Origin of the sequence: uncultured Corynebacterium sp. (assembly GCF_902782855.1) — a bacterium.
GTDB lineage: Bacteria > Actinomycetota > Actinomycetes > Mycobacteriales > Mycobacteriaceae > Corynebacterium.
The window spans coordinates 1-14,789 of the sequence record NZ_CACZOO010000019.1; the positions used below are offsets into that span (position 1 = coordinate 1).

11 protein-coding genes and 1 pseudogene are annotated in these 14,789 nt (G+C 65.0%); 3 read left to right on the forward strand and 9 right to left on the reverse strand.

Going from position 1 to position 14,789, the window contains the following annotated elements; all coding sequences use genetic code 11:
* From QZV72_RS00885 to QZV72_RS00900, 4 genes and pseudogenes are all read right to left on the reverse strand, one after another.
* Positions 1–697, reverse strand: a pseudogene (locus QZV72_RS00885) (ABC transporter); the annotation flags it as partial.
* Positions 697–2,166, reverse strand: a complete 1,470-nt coding sequence (locus tag QZV72_RS00890; RefSeq protein WP_297004090.1) for a glycosyltransferase — start codon at positions 2,164–2,166, stop codon at positions 697–699. The gene QZV72_RS00890 and the pseudogene QZV72_RS00885, both read right to left, overlap by 1 nt.
* Positions 2,151–3,605 carry a hypothetical protein gene (locus QZV72_RS00895; protein WP_297004092.1) on the reverse strand — a complete coding sequence of 485 codons (1,455 nt, stop codon included), beginning with the start codon at positions 3,603–3,605 and terminating at the stop codon, positions 2,151–2,153. The genes QZV72_RS00890 and QZV72_RS00895 overlap by 16 nt, the downstream gene beginning before the upstream one ends.
* Positions 3,602–5,695: a cellulose biosynthesis cyclic di-GMP-binding regulatory protein BcsB gene (locus QZV72_RS00900; RefSeq protein WP_297004093.1), complete on the reverse strand. Its 2,094-nt coding sequence runs from the start codon at positions 5,693–5,695 to the stop codon at positions 3,602–3,604. The genes QZV72_RS00895 and QZV72_RS00900 overlap by 4 nt, the downstream gene beginning before the upstream one ends.
* Positions 5,696–5,917: 222 nt before the next feature.
* Between QZV72_RS00900 and QZV72_RS00905 the strand changes: the two genes are divergently transcribed.
* From QZV72_RS00905 to QZV72_RS00915, 3 genes are all read left to right on the forward strand, one after another.
* Positions 5,918–6,676, forward strand: coding sequence for a 3'(2'),5'-bisphosphate nucleotidase CysQ (locus QZV72_RS00905; RefSeq protein WP_297004095.1), 759 nt, complete (start codon positions 5,918–5,920; stop codon positions 6,674–6,676).
* A 161-nt stretch (positions 6,677–6,837) separates the two neighbouring features.
* Positions 6,838–7,461: a TetR/AcrR family transcriptional regulator gene (locus QZV72_RS00910; protein ID WP_297004097.1), complete on the forward strand. Its 624-nt coding sequence runs from the start codon at positions 6,838–6,840 to the stop codon at positions 7,459–7,461.
* Positions 7,461–8,081, forward strand: a complete 621-nt coding sequence (locus tag QZV72_RS00915; protein ID WP_297004099.1) for a DUF2020 domain-containing protein — start codon at positions 7,461–7,463, stop codon at positions 8,079–8,081. The genes QZV72_RS00910 and QZV72_RS00915 overlap by 1 nt, the downstream gene beginning before the upstream one ends.
* 598 nt (positions 8,082–8,679) lie before the next feature.
* Here QZV72_RS00915 and QZV72_RS00920 read toward each other — a convergent pair.
* From QZV72_RS00920 to QZV72_RS00940, 5 genes are all read right to left on the reverse strand, one after another.
* Positions 8,680–9,231: a TetR/AcrR family transcriptional regulator gene (locus QZV72_RS00920; protein WP_297004101.1), complete on the reverse strand. Its 552-nt coding sequence runs from the start codon at positions 9,229–9,231 to the stop codon at positions 8,680–8,682.
* 225 nt (positions 9,232–9,456) lie between these two features.
* The gene (locus QZV72_RS00925) at positions 9,457–9,831 is read right to left on the reverse strand and encodes a hypothetical protein (protein WP_297004103.1); all 375 of its coding nucleotides are present in this window, start codon (positions 9,829–9,831) and stop codon (positions 9,457–9,459) included.
* A gap of 102 nt (positions 9,832–9,933) precedes the next feature.
* A complete protein-coding gene (locus QZV72_RS00930; RefSeq protein WP_297004105.1) occupies positions 9,934–10,107 on the reverse strand; it encodes a hypothetical protein in 174 nt (57 codons plus the stop codon).
* 163 nt (positions 10,108–10,270) lie between these two features.
* Entirely contained in the window at positions 10,271–13,222 is a 2,952-nt protein-coding gene (locus QZV72_RS00935) for an Ig-like domain-containing protein (protein ID WP_297004106.1), read from the reverse strand.
* On the reverse strand, positions 13,194–14,288 hold the full coding sequence (locus tag QZV72_RS00940) for a hypothetical protein (RefSeq protein WP_297004108.1): 1,095 nt from the start codon (positions 14,286–14,288) through the stop codon (positions 13,194–13,196). The genes QZV72_RS00935 and QZV72_RS00940 overlap by 29 nt, the downstream gene beginning before the upstream one ends.
* Positions 14,289–14,789: the final 501 nt, after the last annotated feature.

A 14,789-nucleotide genomic window follows, 5' to 3' on the forward strand; every position in this document is an offset into this window, starting at 1 on the left:
CCCCGGTGGCCCCGGTGGCCCCGGTGGCCCCGGTGGCCCCGGTGGCCGCGGTGGCCCCGGTGGCCCCGGTGGCCCGGGAACGTGTCGCGGTCACCGCGGCGACGAGCACGGCCCCCGCCGCGGCTGCCGCCAGACCGTCGTAGCGGGACAGGAAACTGAGGGCTACGGCCATGCCGCCGGCCATGAGGTCGTGGACGTCATCGGTGCGGATGAACCGCATGAGCCGACGGACCGCCCACGCCATGGCGAAAAGGAACGGCCCCTCGCTCATCCCCGTCCCCGCGTAGAGCAGGACCATCGGGTTGACCGCGAACAACACGGTGACCGTCACCAGGTAGGGGGTGCGCAGACCACGGTCAACCCCGGTGAGCCAGACCTGCAGCACCGCACCTGCACTGAACAGGGCGGAGACGACCACCGCGGCCAACGCCCGGTCGGTCATCGCCGGGATCCACGGGTCGAGCGCGACCAGGGGAAGCTCGCACAGGGTGGTCAGCGGGGTGAAGACGAAGCCGATGTCGACGAGCGCCGGCGAGCGGCTGAACAGGACGGACCGGGCGGCCTGCAGCCTGGACAGGGCGTCCCCGAGGAAGAAGCCGTGGGCGGTGAGCAGTACCCCGACCACGACGTAGAGGACGGCAGCGAGGCCGAAGACGGTGACGGGTCCCGGCAGGGACCGGTTCCGGACGACGCCCATCACTGCTCCAGTCCGTGGGCGGTCTTCTCCCAGTAGGAGGGCCGGAACAGCAGCTGCCACGTGCCCTTGACCGCGGCGATGCTCATGAGCAGCCAGTACACCGGATAGGTCACCACAGCCAGGAGCAGCAGGGGATCCCGCCCCTCACGCACACCGACGAGATTCATGTAGACGGTGAGGGCGTTGCCGGCGATGAGGCACACCAACGAGGGGTAGAACACGGCCGGCGGGAACAGCTCGGCGACGAAGCCGGGTTGTCCCATGATCCAGAGAATGAACAGGTACCAGAACACGAGGTTCACCACCGCGATGACCGGGGTGGACGCCATGAGCAGTGTGAACCGCAGTGCGGGGACGACACCGATGTCGCGCAGCAGCCGGCCCGGGCGGCGCATGTACACGAGCCAGGTCTGCAGGTAGCCCTTGTACCACCGGGACCGCTGACGCAGCCAGTTGATCGTGTCACTGTTGGCCTCCTCCAGGGTCTCGGAGTCCAGCACGGCGGTGCGGTGGCCGTGGGCGGCGATACGCACGCCCAGGTCGGCGTCCTCGGTGACGTTGTAGGGGTCCCACGCCCCGAGCTGCTGCAGGACGTCACGTCGGAAGTGGTTGGAGGTGCCGCCGAGTGGCACGGGGGCGTTCATCCGCATGATGCCGGGGAGCATGAGTTTGAACCACACGTCGTACTCGATGGTGAACCAGGCGGTGAGCATGTTCTGCCGGGCGTTGCGGTAGCTCAGCCGGGCCTGGATGCACACCGTCCGTGCGGTGTGCGTGCGGTCGGCGTCCGCGTCGAGGTCCCGGAAGGCGGCGACGACGCGGCGCAGCTGCAGGGGGTCGGGGGTGTCCTCGGCGTCGTAGATGGTGACGATATCGCCGGTGGCGTAGTGCAGGCCGTAGTTGCAGGCCTTCGGCTTGGTGCGGGGTTCGGCCGCCGGGACCCGGAGAACGGTGACGATCCCGGCGGCGTCCCGGCCCAGGGACTTCTCCGCCGCGGTGATGGTGGGGGTGTCGTCCTCCTCCAGCAGCAGGAGGACCTGGAGTTTCTCCGCCGGGTAGTCGAGGGACCGCACCGCGCCGATGAGCTGCCCGACAACCTCCGGCTCCCCGTAGGCGGGGACCAGGACGGTGTACGGGGGGAGGTCGGCGGCAGGCAGGGAGCGTGCGACGGTGTCACTCACCCGCAGAATGGCGTCGGCGTTGAGGCCGCGGCGGAACATGATGAACCGGTCGACGAGTGTGACCGCGTACCAGGTGACGAAGAACCCGCTGAGCAGCACGAGCGTCACGGAGCGGGCGAAGACCACGCCGACGACGATGACGGCCAGCAGGCTGAGGGAGGTGACCTTCTGGGCTCGGGTGAAGGCGACGGCGGCGGAGTACTCGGGGGTGCGTTCGTAGAGGCCGTGGACGGCGTCATGCAGGGCCGCCGCGGACCGTGCGTCAGGTGTGCTCACTGTTCCTCCCATCGGGCGTTCACGAGACCTGTCCCCACCGCGGTGACGACACCGAGGTCCTTGTAACTGGCGTCGGTGTCCTCGGTGACCGCGCCACCGCGCAGCAGCACGGTGACGATGCGTCCCGCCAGCCCGTTGAGACTGTCGGTGAGCTCGGGGAACACGGCACTGTCCCGGTGGTCGTCGACGGCGATGACGGACACGTCGTGGACCCTGCCGGTGACGCCGGCGTCCCGCCAGCTGAAGCGGAGGCGCGTGTAGGTCAGGTACGCATCGTCGTCGAGCACGGTGTACGCCTGTCCGGTGACCCCGTGTCCGAGATCGATGCGGATCTTCGGGGACCGACGGCCGTTGATGCTGCTGTACAGGCCCTCGTCGCCGAAGAGACCGGCCGTGACCGGCCCGTCGGAGCAGAGGGTGTCGACAACGACGGTGCGGCGTCGGTTCTGCGCGTCCCAGTCCTCGACGACGGTGTCCGCCCGGAGAACCTGCCGCCGGAGGTCTGCACCGGCACCGAAGTAGTCCGCTGCCCAGTCGTAGCGTCGGCCGCCGGTCACACTCCAGCCGTCCGGCGCCGGGACCCCCGGGTCCACACCACCGGCGCCCGGCGCGTCCACGGTCACCGAGGTCGTCGGACGCTCCGGCAGTGGGACGAGGATGAGCACGGCCACCGCTGCGACGAGGGGTATCAGTGCCGTCCGGGTGTGCCGCACCGACGGCGCACGCCGTCGGATCACCGGCAGGGAACGGCGGACGGTGGCGTCCACCACGAGGGTGACGAGGACCCCGGCCAGTGCGGGGACGACGCTCGTGACTCCCCCGACGCCGGGGAGGATGTCCCGTAGACCGGCTTCGCCGACCACTGCGCCGGCGAGGACCGTGAGCAGCGTCCCGACGACAAGTGTGACACCCGCGGCGGCAACCCGGTGACGGGCACCGCCCCCTGCGGCGACGGCGACTCCGACGGTCAGCCCGGCAGTCGCGGCACAGGCCGTCCCCGTCCAGCCACCGCCGCAGAGCAGCGAGATGAGGACGAAGAGCGGACTATTGAACAGGAGCAGTGTCACCCACGCCGGACCGAAGCGGAGTGTCGCCCTGCTGCCGAACAACAGGGCGGAGGCGCCGAAGGCGAAGATGATGAGGCTGAGCATGTCCAGGCGCAGCAGGTCGAACCACTCGATGAGCCGGGGGGCGAGCTGGGTACGCGCGCTGACGGCGAGAACCAGGGCGATGACGCCGATGATCCAGTCCACCTCCCGGTCGTGGATCGGCAGGACCGCCCGTCGTTGCGTCTCGATGCCGAGGAACATCACCAGTGCCATGGCCACGGCCGTGGCGGAGTACGTCAGGCCGCCTGCGGCGCCGTCGGAGAGGGACCGTTCCAGGGAACTCCGGAAACCCAGCGCGCAGAAGAGGACGAGCGTCAGCCAGCGCCACAGGTAGCGGTTCACCGGTCGTCCCGGTCAGGCCCCGAATCGCCGGAACCGGGGGTACGCCGTCGACGGACGGTGCCGAGGACAGCGAGCAGCAGCGCCACCGCCACCACGATCCCGGCCACTACCGCGAGGACGACGGTGGTGCCGGTGCCCCGCCCGTCGGCCGCTGTGCCGTCTGGGCCGTCTGGGCCGTCTGGGCCGTCGCCGGACGTGGTGTCCGTCGGCACACCCACCTCCTGCGGCGCACCGTCCTTCTGCTGGATGACGGCGGTGCCGCGCAGGTCCGCCCACCCGGTACCGGTGCCGGTCGCCGTGGCCCGGTCCAGTGAGCTCAGCAGGGTGTCGAGCAGTGCCGGTCGACCGGTGGAGGTCGCGATGACCTGCATACGGTCATTGTCTGCGTCCCACCTGGTCTGGACGGCACCGAAAGAGGTGTCCGTCGCCGCCTCCCGCCCGTCGACGCTGAGGACGCCGGCCCGGTGACCGACGGGCAACGGAGCGCCACCGGTGGCCTCCCCGGTACGGTCACCGTCGGCGTCGATGACGAGGACGGGCCGGTCGGAATCCACCGTGTCCGTGAGATCGGCGGGGACGGGGCGGACGCGGGCTGCGGTGGTCTCCTGCATCCCGGCGAGAATGCGGGCTGCCCGGTCGAGATCGGCGGCACCACCGTCGGTGAGCACGACATCAACCTCCGGGAGGAGAGCCTGTGGCAGACCCTGGAAACCGTCGGTGAGCGGGGTCGGGTCGGCGGCGTCCGTGGAGGTCACCACGCTGGACCCGTCGATTCTCAGGTCCACGGGCGCGGTGGTGCCGCAGCCGGCCGGCTGCCCACCCATGGTGAAGGCCACGGCGACGGTGTTGTAGCGCCGGACGAGGTCGGCGGGCAGGTCGATGTCCCGGTCGAGGACCCCGTCCGCGGCCGCGGTGGTGCGGTCGACGACCGTACCGTTGACAGCGACGGTGACCTCGCCTGCGGTGACCCCGTCAATGACCGGGGTGTGGCTTCCCGACAGGTGCAGGGAGACGGCACCTGCGAGACGCCCGAGCGCCCCCTGGTCGATACCGAACGTGACCTGTGCGCCACCGGTCCCGGACGCGGTGAGGTCGGCGGCACCGAGATCGGTGAGGGTCCGTGCCTGCGGGGCGAGGACCACGTCCGCCGCCCCGGCGTCAGCGGAGGTACCGTCCAGCAGTCCGGCGAGGTCGGCGCCCGCGGCATCTACGGAACGGTCCGCGGTGAGCAGACGCGCCTGGTCGAGAAGTGCGTCCCCCGTGCCGTGGAGGACGATGCGGGCGTCCTGCGTTCCGGGATCCTGGAGGGTCAGGCCCTCGTCGGAGGAATCGCCCGGGATGACGATGGTGCGCCGGTAGGCCGCTGCGGTACCGGTGTCCGGCGTGGTGCCGGTGTCCGGTGTGGTGCCGGTGTCTGGCGTGGTGTCGAGCGAGGACAGCGGAACCACCCGGATCGTCGGGTGTTGGCTGCGGTACCGTGCGGCGACCGCGGTGACCGTCTCGAGCACGGCGGCCCGGACCGACTCGTCGGGGGTGTCCGGCACCGCGACGGTGAGCGTCCGCAGCACCGGCGGCATCGCCTCCGCGAGTGTCCGCGGGGCGGCGGGGGTACCGGAGAAGTCGACGGCGGCGTTCTGCAGGACACTGGTGAGCGTGTCGAGCGGATCGTGGCACCAGCCGTCGTCGACCGGGGTGAAGGTGGTCCGCAGCTGTACGGTCACGGCACCGTCGGTGACTGCCACCCCGGTCAGCGGGACCCGCAGATCCCCACCTCCTCCACCGTCCCGGGGAGACCCGCCGACCGCCACGCGGCCGATGGTCCGGTCACCCTGCAGCACCTCGACGACGCCGTCGGAGAAGGCCGCCGGAACCTGCAGTTCCCCGGTGAGCGCAGTCGGGGTGAGACCGGGCGGTACCGGGAGGGTGAGCGTGCTCGTGGCGGTGCGGCCGGGCAGCCGCTGATCCGCCGGGGAGCCCAGTTCACGGAAGTTCAGTGTGGTGTCGGCGACGGCCGGGGCCGCGGTGGCCAGGAGTGCGACGACGGTGGCGGAGCCGACGAGAACCGCGGCCGGACGGTGGAGACGAATCACGGTCCACTTTCTTGGAGAGGCGGGGGGCGGAATGCGGGGCTGGCGGACAACCCACGCCCGGTCTGCCCGATGAGACATCCGTAACTTACCCCGGCCACCGGTTTTCCGCGCTCCGGAGGACCGCCGTCCGGAGACGCGCGCGTGGTATTCTCCGTCACACCCCGGGGTGTGTGGCGCTACGGGACACAGTCCCCCGGCCCGCCTGCCGCTACACTGACCACCATGACGTCCACCATTGACGACGAAACCCTCGCCCACCGCCTCGCCCAGGGAACCGGCGAGATCCTCAAGGGTGTCCGCAATGTCGGGCTGCTGCGTGACGGTGAGCTGGGGGACGCCGGAGACTCCATCGCACAGGAGTGGATCGCCCGCGCACTGGCCATCCACCGCCCGGACGATTCCGTCCTCTCCGAGGAGGCCGCCGACGACCTGGTCCGCCTGGAGCGTGAGCGGGTCTGGATCATCGACCCGCTCGACGGCACCCGGGAGTACGCCGGCGTGCGTCAGGACTGGGCCGTGCACATCGCACTGGCGGTCAACGGTACGGTCACCACCGCGGCCGTGGGGATGCCGGACCTGGGGCAGGTCTTCACCACCGGGGAGTCCCGGGTGGTGGCGGGACACCTCACGAACCGGCTGGTGATCTCACGGAACTCCACTCCCCCGGTCGCCGGGCACATCGCGTCGGAGACCGGGATGGAACTGGTGACGATGGGTTCCTGTGGCGCGAAGGCGATCAGTGTGCTGCTGGGCGACAATGACGCCTACGTGCACGCCGGAGGCCAGTACGAGTGGGACAATGCCGCACCGGTGGGGGTGTGCCTCGCCGCCGGTCTACACTGCAGCCGCCTCGACGGCTCTCCGCTGGTCTACAACAACAGGGACACCTATCTGCCGGACGTGCTGATCTGCCGACCGGAGCTGGCCGATGACATCCTCGCTGCCGCCGCCGAGTTCTTCGGTGCGCACGGGAGTTACTAGCCTCGAGTGGTGCCGATGGCGGGGGCGCACAGGAGATTTGTCCAGTCAGGACTGGCTCCACCCTAAGTGAAGGGTACTCATTACCCTAAGTTACGGGTAGATACAAAGTGGCTGTAGGTGTTGCAGTGAAACACTCACCGCCAAGCTTTACTCTCATGCGCATGACCGAAACTCTTGCCGTCCGACGCAGGCCCGGACGCCAGCCGCGTTTCTCCGCCGATGATGTCGTGGCCACCGCCACGCGTATCGGCTTCGACACTTTCAGCATCGCCGGTGTCGCCCGGGAGCTCGGCGTGACCACCGCGGCGGTATACCGTCGCTTCCCCTCTCACAAGGCCCTACTTCACGAATGCCTGTACCGGGCGCTCACCCGGGCGCAACCACTCACCGGGGAAGAGGACTGGAAGACAGCACTGAGGCACACCGCCGACGAGTGGTGGCGGCTGTGCGAGATGCACACCGGGCTCGCGCAGGCGCTGTCCGGAAACCTCGAGCTTGTGTCCAGCGTCATCGCCGAACCGTTCGCGAGCTACACCCGTCCGCTGGTTACCGCGGGCTTCTCGCCTTCCGAGGCACTGGTGGCAGCAACCCTTCTGATCAGCGTGCTCAATCACGTCTTCCGACTGCCGACAGAGGGCATCGCCGGACAGTCCCGGGTTCTGCTGCGCAGCCAGGCGGTCGACATCATCATCGAGGGGATCGCACTGGGACGTACAGAGAACCTGGCGTCGGACCTACCCGCCGCGTCCGCCGGGACCCCCACGGAACCGCCGGCAGATCTCTGATGCGGCACAACCGCACATCCGGCTTCCCGTCCCGGGTTCTGGCGACGGGGGTTGGTCTCTCGCTGGTGTTGACAACTTCCTCGTGCACCGGTGGTGACAATGACCCGGCAAACGCCGGAGCGACCCCCGCAGAAGCCGAAGACGCCACGTCCGTTGCGATACTCGGCGCTGATCTGCCTGTCGACACCTATCCGGATGTCAGTGGGCCGCGAGAGGCCACCTGCCCCTACCTGGACGGCCTTGTTGTCGAGAGCCTCACCGGCGAGCGATGGACAGACACCTCGCTCGATTCCCGCTTCGATCCTCCAGCGTGTGTGTTCTGGTCCTACGCACAGGTGCCCCAGGCGGTCGTCTCCGTACGCCGGATGACGACGCACCAGGGTGCCGTCGATGTGGTGAACTGGGCAGCTCCGGTCGAGACGACAACGAAGGCGCTACAACCGGTGGGTTGGTCGGGGGGAAGAGGTGGCACCTCAGACAGCGAGTACGGGGTATCCGGCGGAGGTGCGGTGTATTCCGTTTTCCACCAAAATGTCGCGGTCTCGGTGTGGACTACACAGGACCAGTCGGTGAAGGCCCAGCAGATCACTGAGCAGTCGATCGCAAACCTTGGACTGTGAACCGCAAACTACAGCTCTCCTGAGCGTGATGCGTGTCCACCGCAGTTGACCTGACCGTGACAGGGCCTCGCTGCTACGTTCAAACATGATTCTCTTCACCATTACACCGAGTTGTCAACTGAGCACTGGAACCGACACAGACTCGAACCCCCACTGGCGCATTCACAGCGCATCAACGACCCAAGAGCAGGTCGACATCACAGAGTCACCGGCAGCTCGAATAATCTACGATAAAAGACACGGTCACGGATGTGCACCCTGATACACATAAAGACCGATCACCGTTACACTCTTTCGGAGGCTAGTCACTTCGTACGCTAACGTCTGATCTCCAGAACAGATCATGGAAGGTAGTTCTGAAGCCTCTGAGGTCAGTACCGTCATATCTACTTCATTACATCGTGAGAGCTGGAAATTAGCCGGCATCATGAGAGTTACAAAACTGACCCAAGAATATGAATTAACTATCTCACCGGGATAATTCAGAATAAAGAGGCGATTTATCGCAAACAGTTGATTGCCCCAGGGGGCGAATTAGCGCAAAGCGGAAACCGGCAGAAACTGAAATAATTTTAATATCAACACAGGCCGGATACAATCATGCAGCACCGCAGAAACCCCGAACTATGACTTCCAGAGCGTCATCCCAGTAGCGATCGCGATCCCCGGCAGACAGCGAACCTGTCTTAAACGGGGCCGCTGCAGCGCTGACGATAATCGTCCCGACCGTAACTATCTTCATCAACGACACGTCCAGATCCAGAAGGAGCTCGATGTAGGAATACGATGGGTCTACATTCAGAACTTCGCCGGGCCGCTTCGGCCCGACTTTCATGACGCGCGCCAGGTCAGGATGCTTACAGAAAAGTCGATACCAAGCATTTCCCGCCTGCCTCAACACGCCCTCAATATCGTTCGAAATGGAACTATCAGGCGGATCCAGTTCCGAGATGAGCCTTTGAATGCAAGCCGTCAGAAGAGCATCCCGCGACGGAAACCGACGGTACACCGATGCCACCGCCACCCCCAGTTCTTTGGCCACAGATCCCATACTCAGACTATCCAGACCTTTATCAAGGGCTATACGAACAACGTCCTCTCCGGAAAATAGAGGACGTCTTCCGGACCTGCGACGATCAACTGTGTTCATGAACTAACATTAGCACATGGTTTGATCGCGAACCTTTCGATTTCGACCCCGGAAATCATCATTAGATCCAACCATCGGAGTTCTTGAAGAGATGAAGGGGAGCAATACTCCGACTATCAAACACCACATAGATGAGATACGCCAAGTCCCGCTTCGCGGCTGCAATTAGCCGTGGAGCGGGATCAGGGATAGCTCACCACTTGGTGGCCCAGGTTGGTGGACCGACTACTTCGGCAGGTCGATTCCGATCTGCTTCAGGAGCTGCGGGAACTTGGTCGACAGGGTCAACATGACCGTGACGATGCTCGCGATAGCGGTACCGAAGGCGGCAACCAGCTTGAGAGAGGACAGGGCCTTGTCGGGGTCGAAGTCTCCGTTGGCGTCCCAGGAACCGAAAGCGGAGCTGCTGGTGTCTTTAGTGGGCTCCTTGCCGGTGTCGGTACCGGTGTCGGTACCGGTGTCGGTACCGGTGTCGGTACCGGTGTCAGACTGGCCGGCGGAAAAGGTCGAACCGGTGTCTGCAACCGCCACAGCGGTACCGGACAGGGTAACAGCGGTTGCCGTCGCCGCAGCGAGCATCACTGTTCGCATATTTTTCATGGTTACTCTTTCAGTCAGGACGGGAGATGGTAAGTGAAGACGAATTTCTGCCGGAACAGATCGCAGTGAGCTGTGGAAGCTGCGCCGGCAGACAGTCGCTTTCTACAGCGACGAGATGAGCGAGCCGAACTCCACCGAAAGGGAACCGGAAGTACTGCTTCCCAGCGCCTGGACGGCGTCGTAGAGACGGATCGACAGGCCACTCAGGAAGTCGATCGCAACAGAACCGGTGGTGGTGATGTTCTCGATGACAATGGGGAACGGGATAGCAAACATAGATGATTCTCCTTGTGGCTGGTTGACCCGGGATGATTGTCCGGGTGTTTTGAAAGAAGGGCAGGAACCGCCGAGGTTCCTGCCCTCCCACGCCTAGTCAGATCGGCCAGTTTCTCCGACCCAGACTTTCCGCTGCATCACGTGGGGTGACGAAGCTCCGGCTTTAGGCCTCACCGTTGCGCCGGTTGCGCTGCACCAGCCACGCACCACCGCCGATGAGGATCAGGGCGAGCGCAGCCAGGCCGATGACGGATGCACCGGTGTTGGCCAGGCCGCCGCGGTTGCCCGAAGCGTTCGAACCGTTCCCGGAGCCGTTGGGGTTCTGACCGTGTCCGCCGTTACCCGGGCTGGAAGGATCAGTCGGGTTGCCCGGGTTGGTCGGGTTCGAGGGATCGGTCGGGTTGGAAGGATCGGTCGGGTTGCCCGGGTCGGTCGGGGTACCCGGGTCGGTCGGGGTACCCGGCACCGGGATCGGGATCGGGATGATGATCAGGCCGTCGGAAGCGGTCTTGTTCTCCAGGTCGATGGTGAACGGACCCTCGCCCGTAAGGATGACCTTCGCATCCCTGGACTCGCCCTGCTCATCGGAGACGCCCGCGCCGGACCAGATCACGTCGCCCCACTTGATGTTGGGCACCGAAGTGGTGGCACCGGTCTCCGAGATGGTGATCTCCCGGTTCAGCGGGAGGCCTTCAACGTCGAGGGGCTGCCCCGGGGTCACGGTAATGACCTTGGTCTGCACCTCTCCGAGGACATCGGTCCAGGTGGCGGTCGCCTGGAAGGACGCGAACTCGTCCTTCATCACGTCCTCCCCCTTGGGACCGGTCACGGTCTTCTCGACAGTGGCGGTCGTCGTCGGGTCAGTCGGGATCTCGACATCCGACGGCGGGGACACCGGGTCCGACGGGTCCGGATTGTCCGGAGTCGACGGCGGAGTGCCGGTGGCGGTCGCGACGTTGGCCAGCTCGTCGGTTTCCAGGTCCGCCTCGGTCACGGTGTACTCGGCGGTACAGGTGACGGACTGACCGGGCTCCACGGAAGCGGCCTCTGCCGGGCAGGTGATGTCGAGGTCACCGGTACCGGAGAATTCCTCGTCGTTGATCTTGACATCGTTCAGGGTGACGCTGCCGTTGTTGGTCGCGACGAAGGAGTAGTTGACCTTCTCGCCGGCAACCTGGATCTTCTGCTTGTCCGCGGTCTTCACGACGGAGATGGAAGAGATGCCGACGCTCAGTCGACCGGAGGCCGTCAGATTGTTGCTGTCGGTGACCGTGTAGTTCTGCGGGGTCACGGAACCGGAGTAGTCCTCCTCGGGGGTGAACGTGGCGACGGGCTGACCATCGACCAGTTCGATGGACCACGTTCCCTCACCTTCAACGACCTTGGTGGTCTCACCGTTATCGAAGGTGACCTTCTTGATGTCACCGGAGCCCTTGACGGTCTCCGGGGTCAGCGTGGCAGTCTCGTTCTTGCCGATGTTGGTGGTCGCATCGCCGGTCTCCGGCTTGATGATGACACCGAGCTCGCCGGTGGCGGTCTCACCGTTCTCATCGGTGACGGTGTAGTTCTGAGAGGTCACCGGACCGGTGAAGTCTGCCTCCGGTTCGAAGGTCGCCTTCGGCTGACCGTCGACTATCGTCACGGTCCAGGTACCTTCACCGGGGACAGTCAGGGTATTCGCACCGCTCTCGTCAAAGACGACAGTCTCGATCGCACCGGAACCCGGCTTAGCGGTCGGGGCCAGCTGCGCGGTCTCTCCCTGATCGACGATCACAAGATCATTGCCGGTCTCGGGGAGGACGATGACCGACAGGTTTCCAACGGCAGTCTCGCCACGGGTATCCGTCACGGTGTACTGCTGCGGGGTCACCGGTCCGGTGAAATCGCCCTCGGGCGTGAACTTGGCGACAGGGTTGCCGTCAGATCCGAGTTCGATGGTCCAAGTGCCTTCACCTGGGACGGACAGCTCGGTTGAGCCGTCGGAGAAGGCTACGCTCTCGATGTCCGCGGAACCCTTGACGGTCTCCGGGGTCAGCGTGGCGGTCTCCCCCTGCTTGACGGTGGCCGACGCATCGCCAGTCTCCGGACGGACGTTCACTGCGAGGTTGCCGGAAGCAGTTTCGCCGTTGGCGTCGGTGATGGTGTAGGACTGCTGAGTCACCGGGCCGGTGAAGCCGTCCTCGGGCACGAACTTCGCCTTCGGCTGTCCGTCAACGATGTACACGGACCAGGTGCCCTCATGGTCCACCGTCTTGGTGGACTGACCGTTGTCCAGGGTCACCGCGGTGATCGCGGCAGAACCCTTTTTCGCGGTCGGGTTCAGGTTCGCGTCCTGCCCCTGGTCAACAGTGACTTCATCATCACCGGTGACCGGACGGATCTTCACGTCCAGCGTATTCGAGGCTGTCAGCTTGTTGCTGTCCGTCACCGTGTAGATCTGCTGGGTGACCGGACCGGTGAAACCGTCTTCGGGAGTGAAGCTGGCAGTGACCGCGTCACCGTCGAGGGCGATGGTCCAGGTTCCCTGGCCGTCGACCTTCTTGGTCTTCTCGCCGTTGTCGAAGGCGACGTCGGTGAGGTCACCGCTCCCCTTGTGAGTCTCCGGGTTCAGCGTCGCGGACTCGCCCTGGTTGACGGTCACGGACGCAGCATCAGTGGACAGCGGGGTGTTGATGGTGACGTCGAGGGTGCTCGAAGCTTTCAGTCCGTACTCGTCGGTGACGGTGTACTGCTGCTGGGTGACAAGCCCCGTGTAGTTCTCGTTAGGGGTGAACGTCGCGACGACCTTGCCGTCCTTAACCTCGATCGTCCATTTGCCTTCACCCTCGATGACCTTGGTGGTCTCACCGTTGTCGAAAGTGGCGTCCTCGAGCTTGCCCTTACCGGGGGTGGTCTCCGGAGCCAGGGTTGCAGTGGTGTTCGGGTTGATCGTCACCGCGTCCGGCTCAGCGGCCGGACCCTTGGCGACCCACTGGGCGTCGCACTTGCCCGAGCCGTTCGCCGGAACACTGATCGTTGCGGTGAGACCGTCGCTCGAGAGATCGGGGTTAACGCTCGTTCCGTTGACATCGCACTTCCAGGTCAGGTCATAGGCGTCCTGGGGGGGTGTTTCCACCGACCCGGGACGTCGTGTACCTGACCGTAGAGGACTCTCCACCGGAAATGAACTGCTCTTTACCGGTCGAGGCCTGACCGTCGGAGGATTCAGCGGTGCCCTTCTCCACGTCGGAGATCTTCTCGACGACGTTGAACTTGCCGTCCGAGCCACCTCCCTGGGTGACGCTGACGGACCCCTCTGCGGTGCTGAAGACCACAGCGAAGGCAACGCCCTCCCGGGATGACGCATAGTTGTTCATGAACGTCGAGGAGAACTCGGTCGGCGCGTCTGCACTGACCATCTGGATACCACGCTGATTGCCGGACACATTGCTAAGCCCGATGCAGTCCACGGTGTTGCTACCGAGTCCGTCCAGCGGGCACGCAGGCTCGCCACCGTCAGGGGTGAACTCCGTGTACTGGTTGAGTTCGACATCGCTCTTCCAGCGGAAGCCCTCATCCTTGCCCGTGGACTCGGCATCGGCAGCGACGATGGAGAACCCGTCCTTCACCTGCTGACCCGAGTCGGTGTCGACCACCTTGATGTTCGTCAACGAGATGGTGTCCCGCTCCTGAGCGGTCTCACCCGACGACGAGCTGGTGGCCTGGTAGAACGCGGGCGAACCCTTGGTACCGATATAGCCCTTAGTACCCATCGCGCTGCCTGGCCAGGTGGGGAGAGCGGTCGCCGCGACACCCTGTGCCCCGTCCTCACCCGCAGACACGGTAGCGGTGAAGGACATGGTGTACCTACCCACATTGAGGTTCATGTCCTTGGACACCGAACCTTGGAGGAGCTCTTCGGGCGAAATGGTGCCGAAGTCAGCCATGTCGATCCAGCAGAGCGCATCTGCGTAAGGACCGCCAGCGCCGTAACTGCACCCCTGGGGGTCATTGTCGGCCGCAGCGGCAGGCGCAGCGGTACCGACCACAGTGGCACCGAGCACCAGAGCGCTGACGACCGCCGCAGCTCCGGCACGTCGAGGCGGCGTCTGGCCGGCCCCTTTGTAGCGACGCCAGAAGCGCCGCCGTTCCTGCTCGGACTGAGCGCGCAGCTCAGGTCCGATCTGTTTCGGTTCTCCCATGAGAGCCTCCTGAATCGTAATAGACGTCATGTCGCCAGCACCTTCGGACCCTTATCGCCCAAATCGCACAGTCAACACCTGAGTAGTTTTACAGCGAGATTCCGCAACAGTCATCATCACCATTAGATACTCCCCCTACGAATGCCATTTAAAACCACCCCGAAACTTTCGGTATACCCTCCCCCACCTGCAGTCTTGAGCATCATATTCCGGATCGTCGGCCCGCCTTCAACTCTGATCCAGAAGTCCCGTCGCCATGTCAAAGAACCGGCCAAGCATGTCCACACGACACCCGAGACATCTGCCCGGTGGGATTCAGATCTCCAAATAAATTGGGACGTTTTGAGCAATGTTTCACCCCCGACCTAATTTATCGGCGTACCCGCAATCCAAGCCAACACAGCGAACAAACAGCACTTACACCGCCACATCCCCGTAGGGCATCAACGTCTCGACCCACGGGAACACCACGTCCATCAGCAGGAAGAACAATCCAGCCAC

What these genes read in the sequence shown, in the direction of transcription:
- QZV72_RS00890 (WP_297004090.1), bottom strand. Translation starts at nt 2,166, where the DNA reads ATGGGAGGAACAGTGAGCACACCTGACGCACGGTCCGCGGCGGCCCTG.
- QZV72_RS00905 (WP_297004095.1), top strand. Translation starts at nt 5,918, where the DNA reads ATGACGTCCACCATTGACGACGAAACCCTCGCCCACCGCCTCGCCCAG.
- QZV72_RS00910 (WP_297004097.1), top strand. Translation starts at nt 6,838, where the DNA reads ATGACCGAAACTCTTGCCGTCCGACGCAGGCCCGGACGCCAGCCGCGT.
- QZV72_RS00915 (WP_297004099.1), top strand. Translation starts at nt 7,461, where the DNA reads ATGCGGCACAACCGCACATCCGGCTTCCCGTCCCGGGTTCTGGCGACG.
- QZV72_RS00920 (WP_297004101.1), bottom strand. Translation starts at nt 9,231, where the DNA reads ATGAACACAGTTGATCGTCGCAGGTCCGGAAGACGTCCTCTATTTTCC.
- QZV72_RS00925 (WP_297004103.1), bottom strand. Translation starts at nt 9,831, where the DNA reads ATGAAAAATATGCGAACAGTGATGCTCGCTGCGGCGACGGCAACCGCT.
- QZV72_RS00930 (WP_297004105.1), bottom strand. Translation starts at nt 10,107, where the DNA reads ATGTTTGCTATCCCGTTCCCCATTGTCATCGAGAACATCACCACCACC.
- QZV72_RS00940 (WP_297004108.1), bottom strand. Translation starts at nt 14,288, where the DNA reads ATGGGAGAACCGAAACAGATCGGACCTGAGCTGCGCGCTCAGTCCGAG.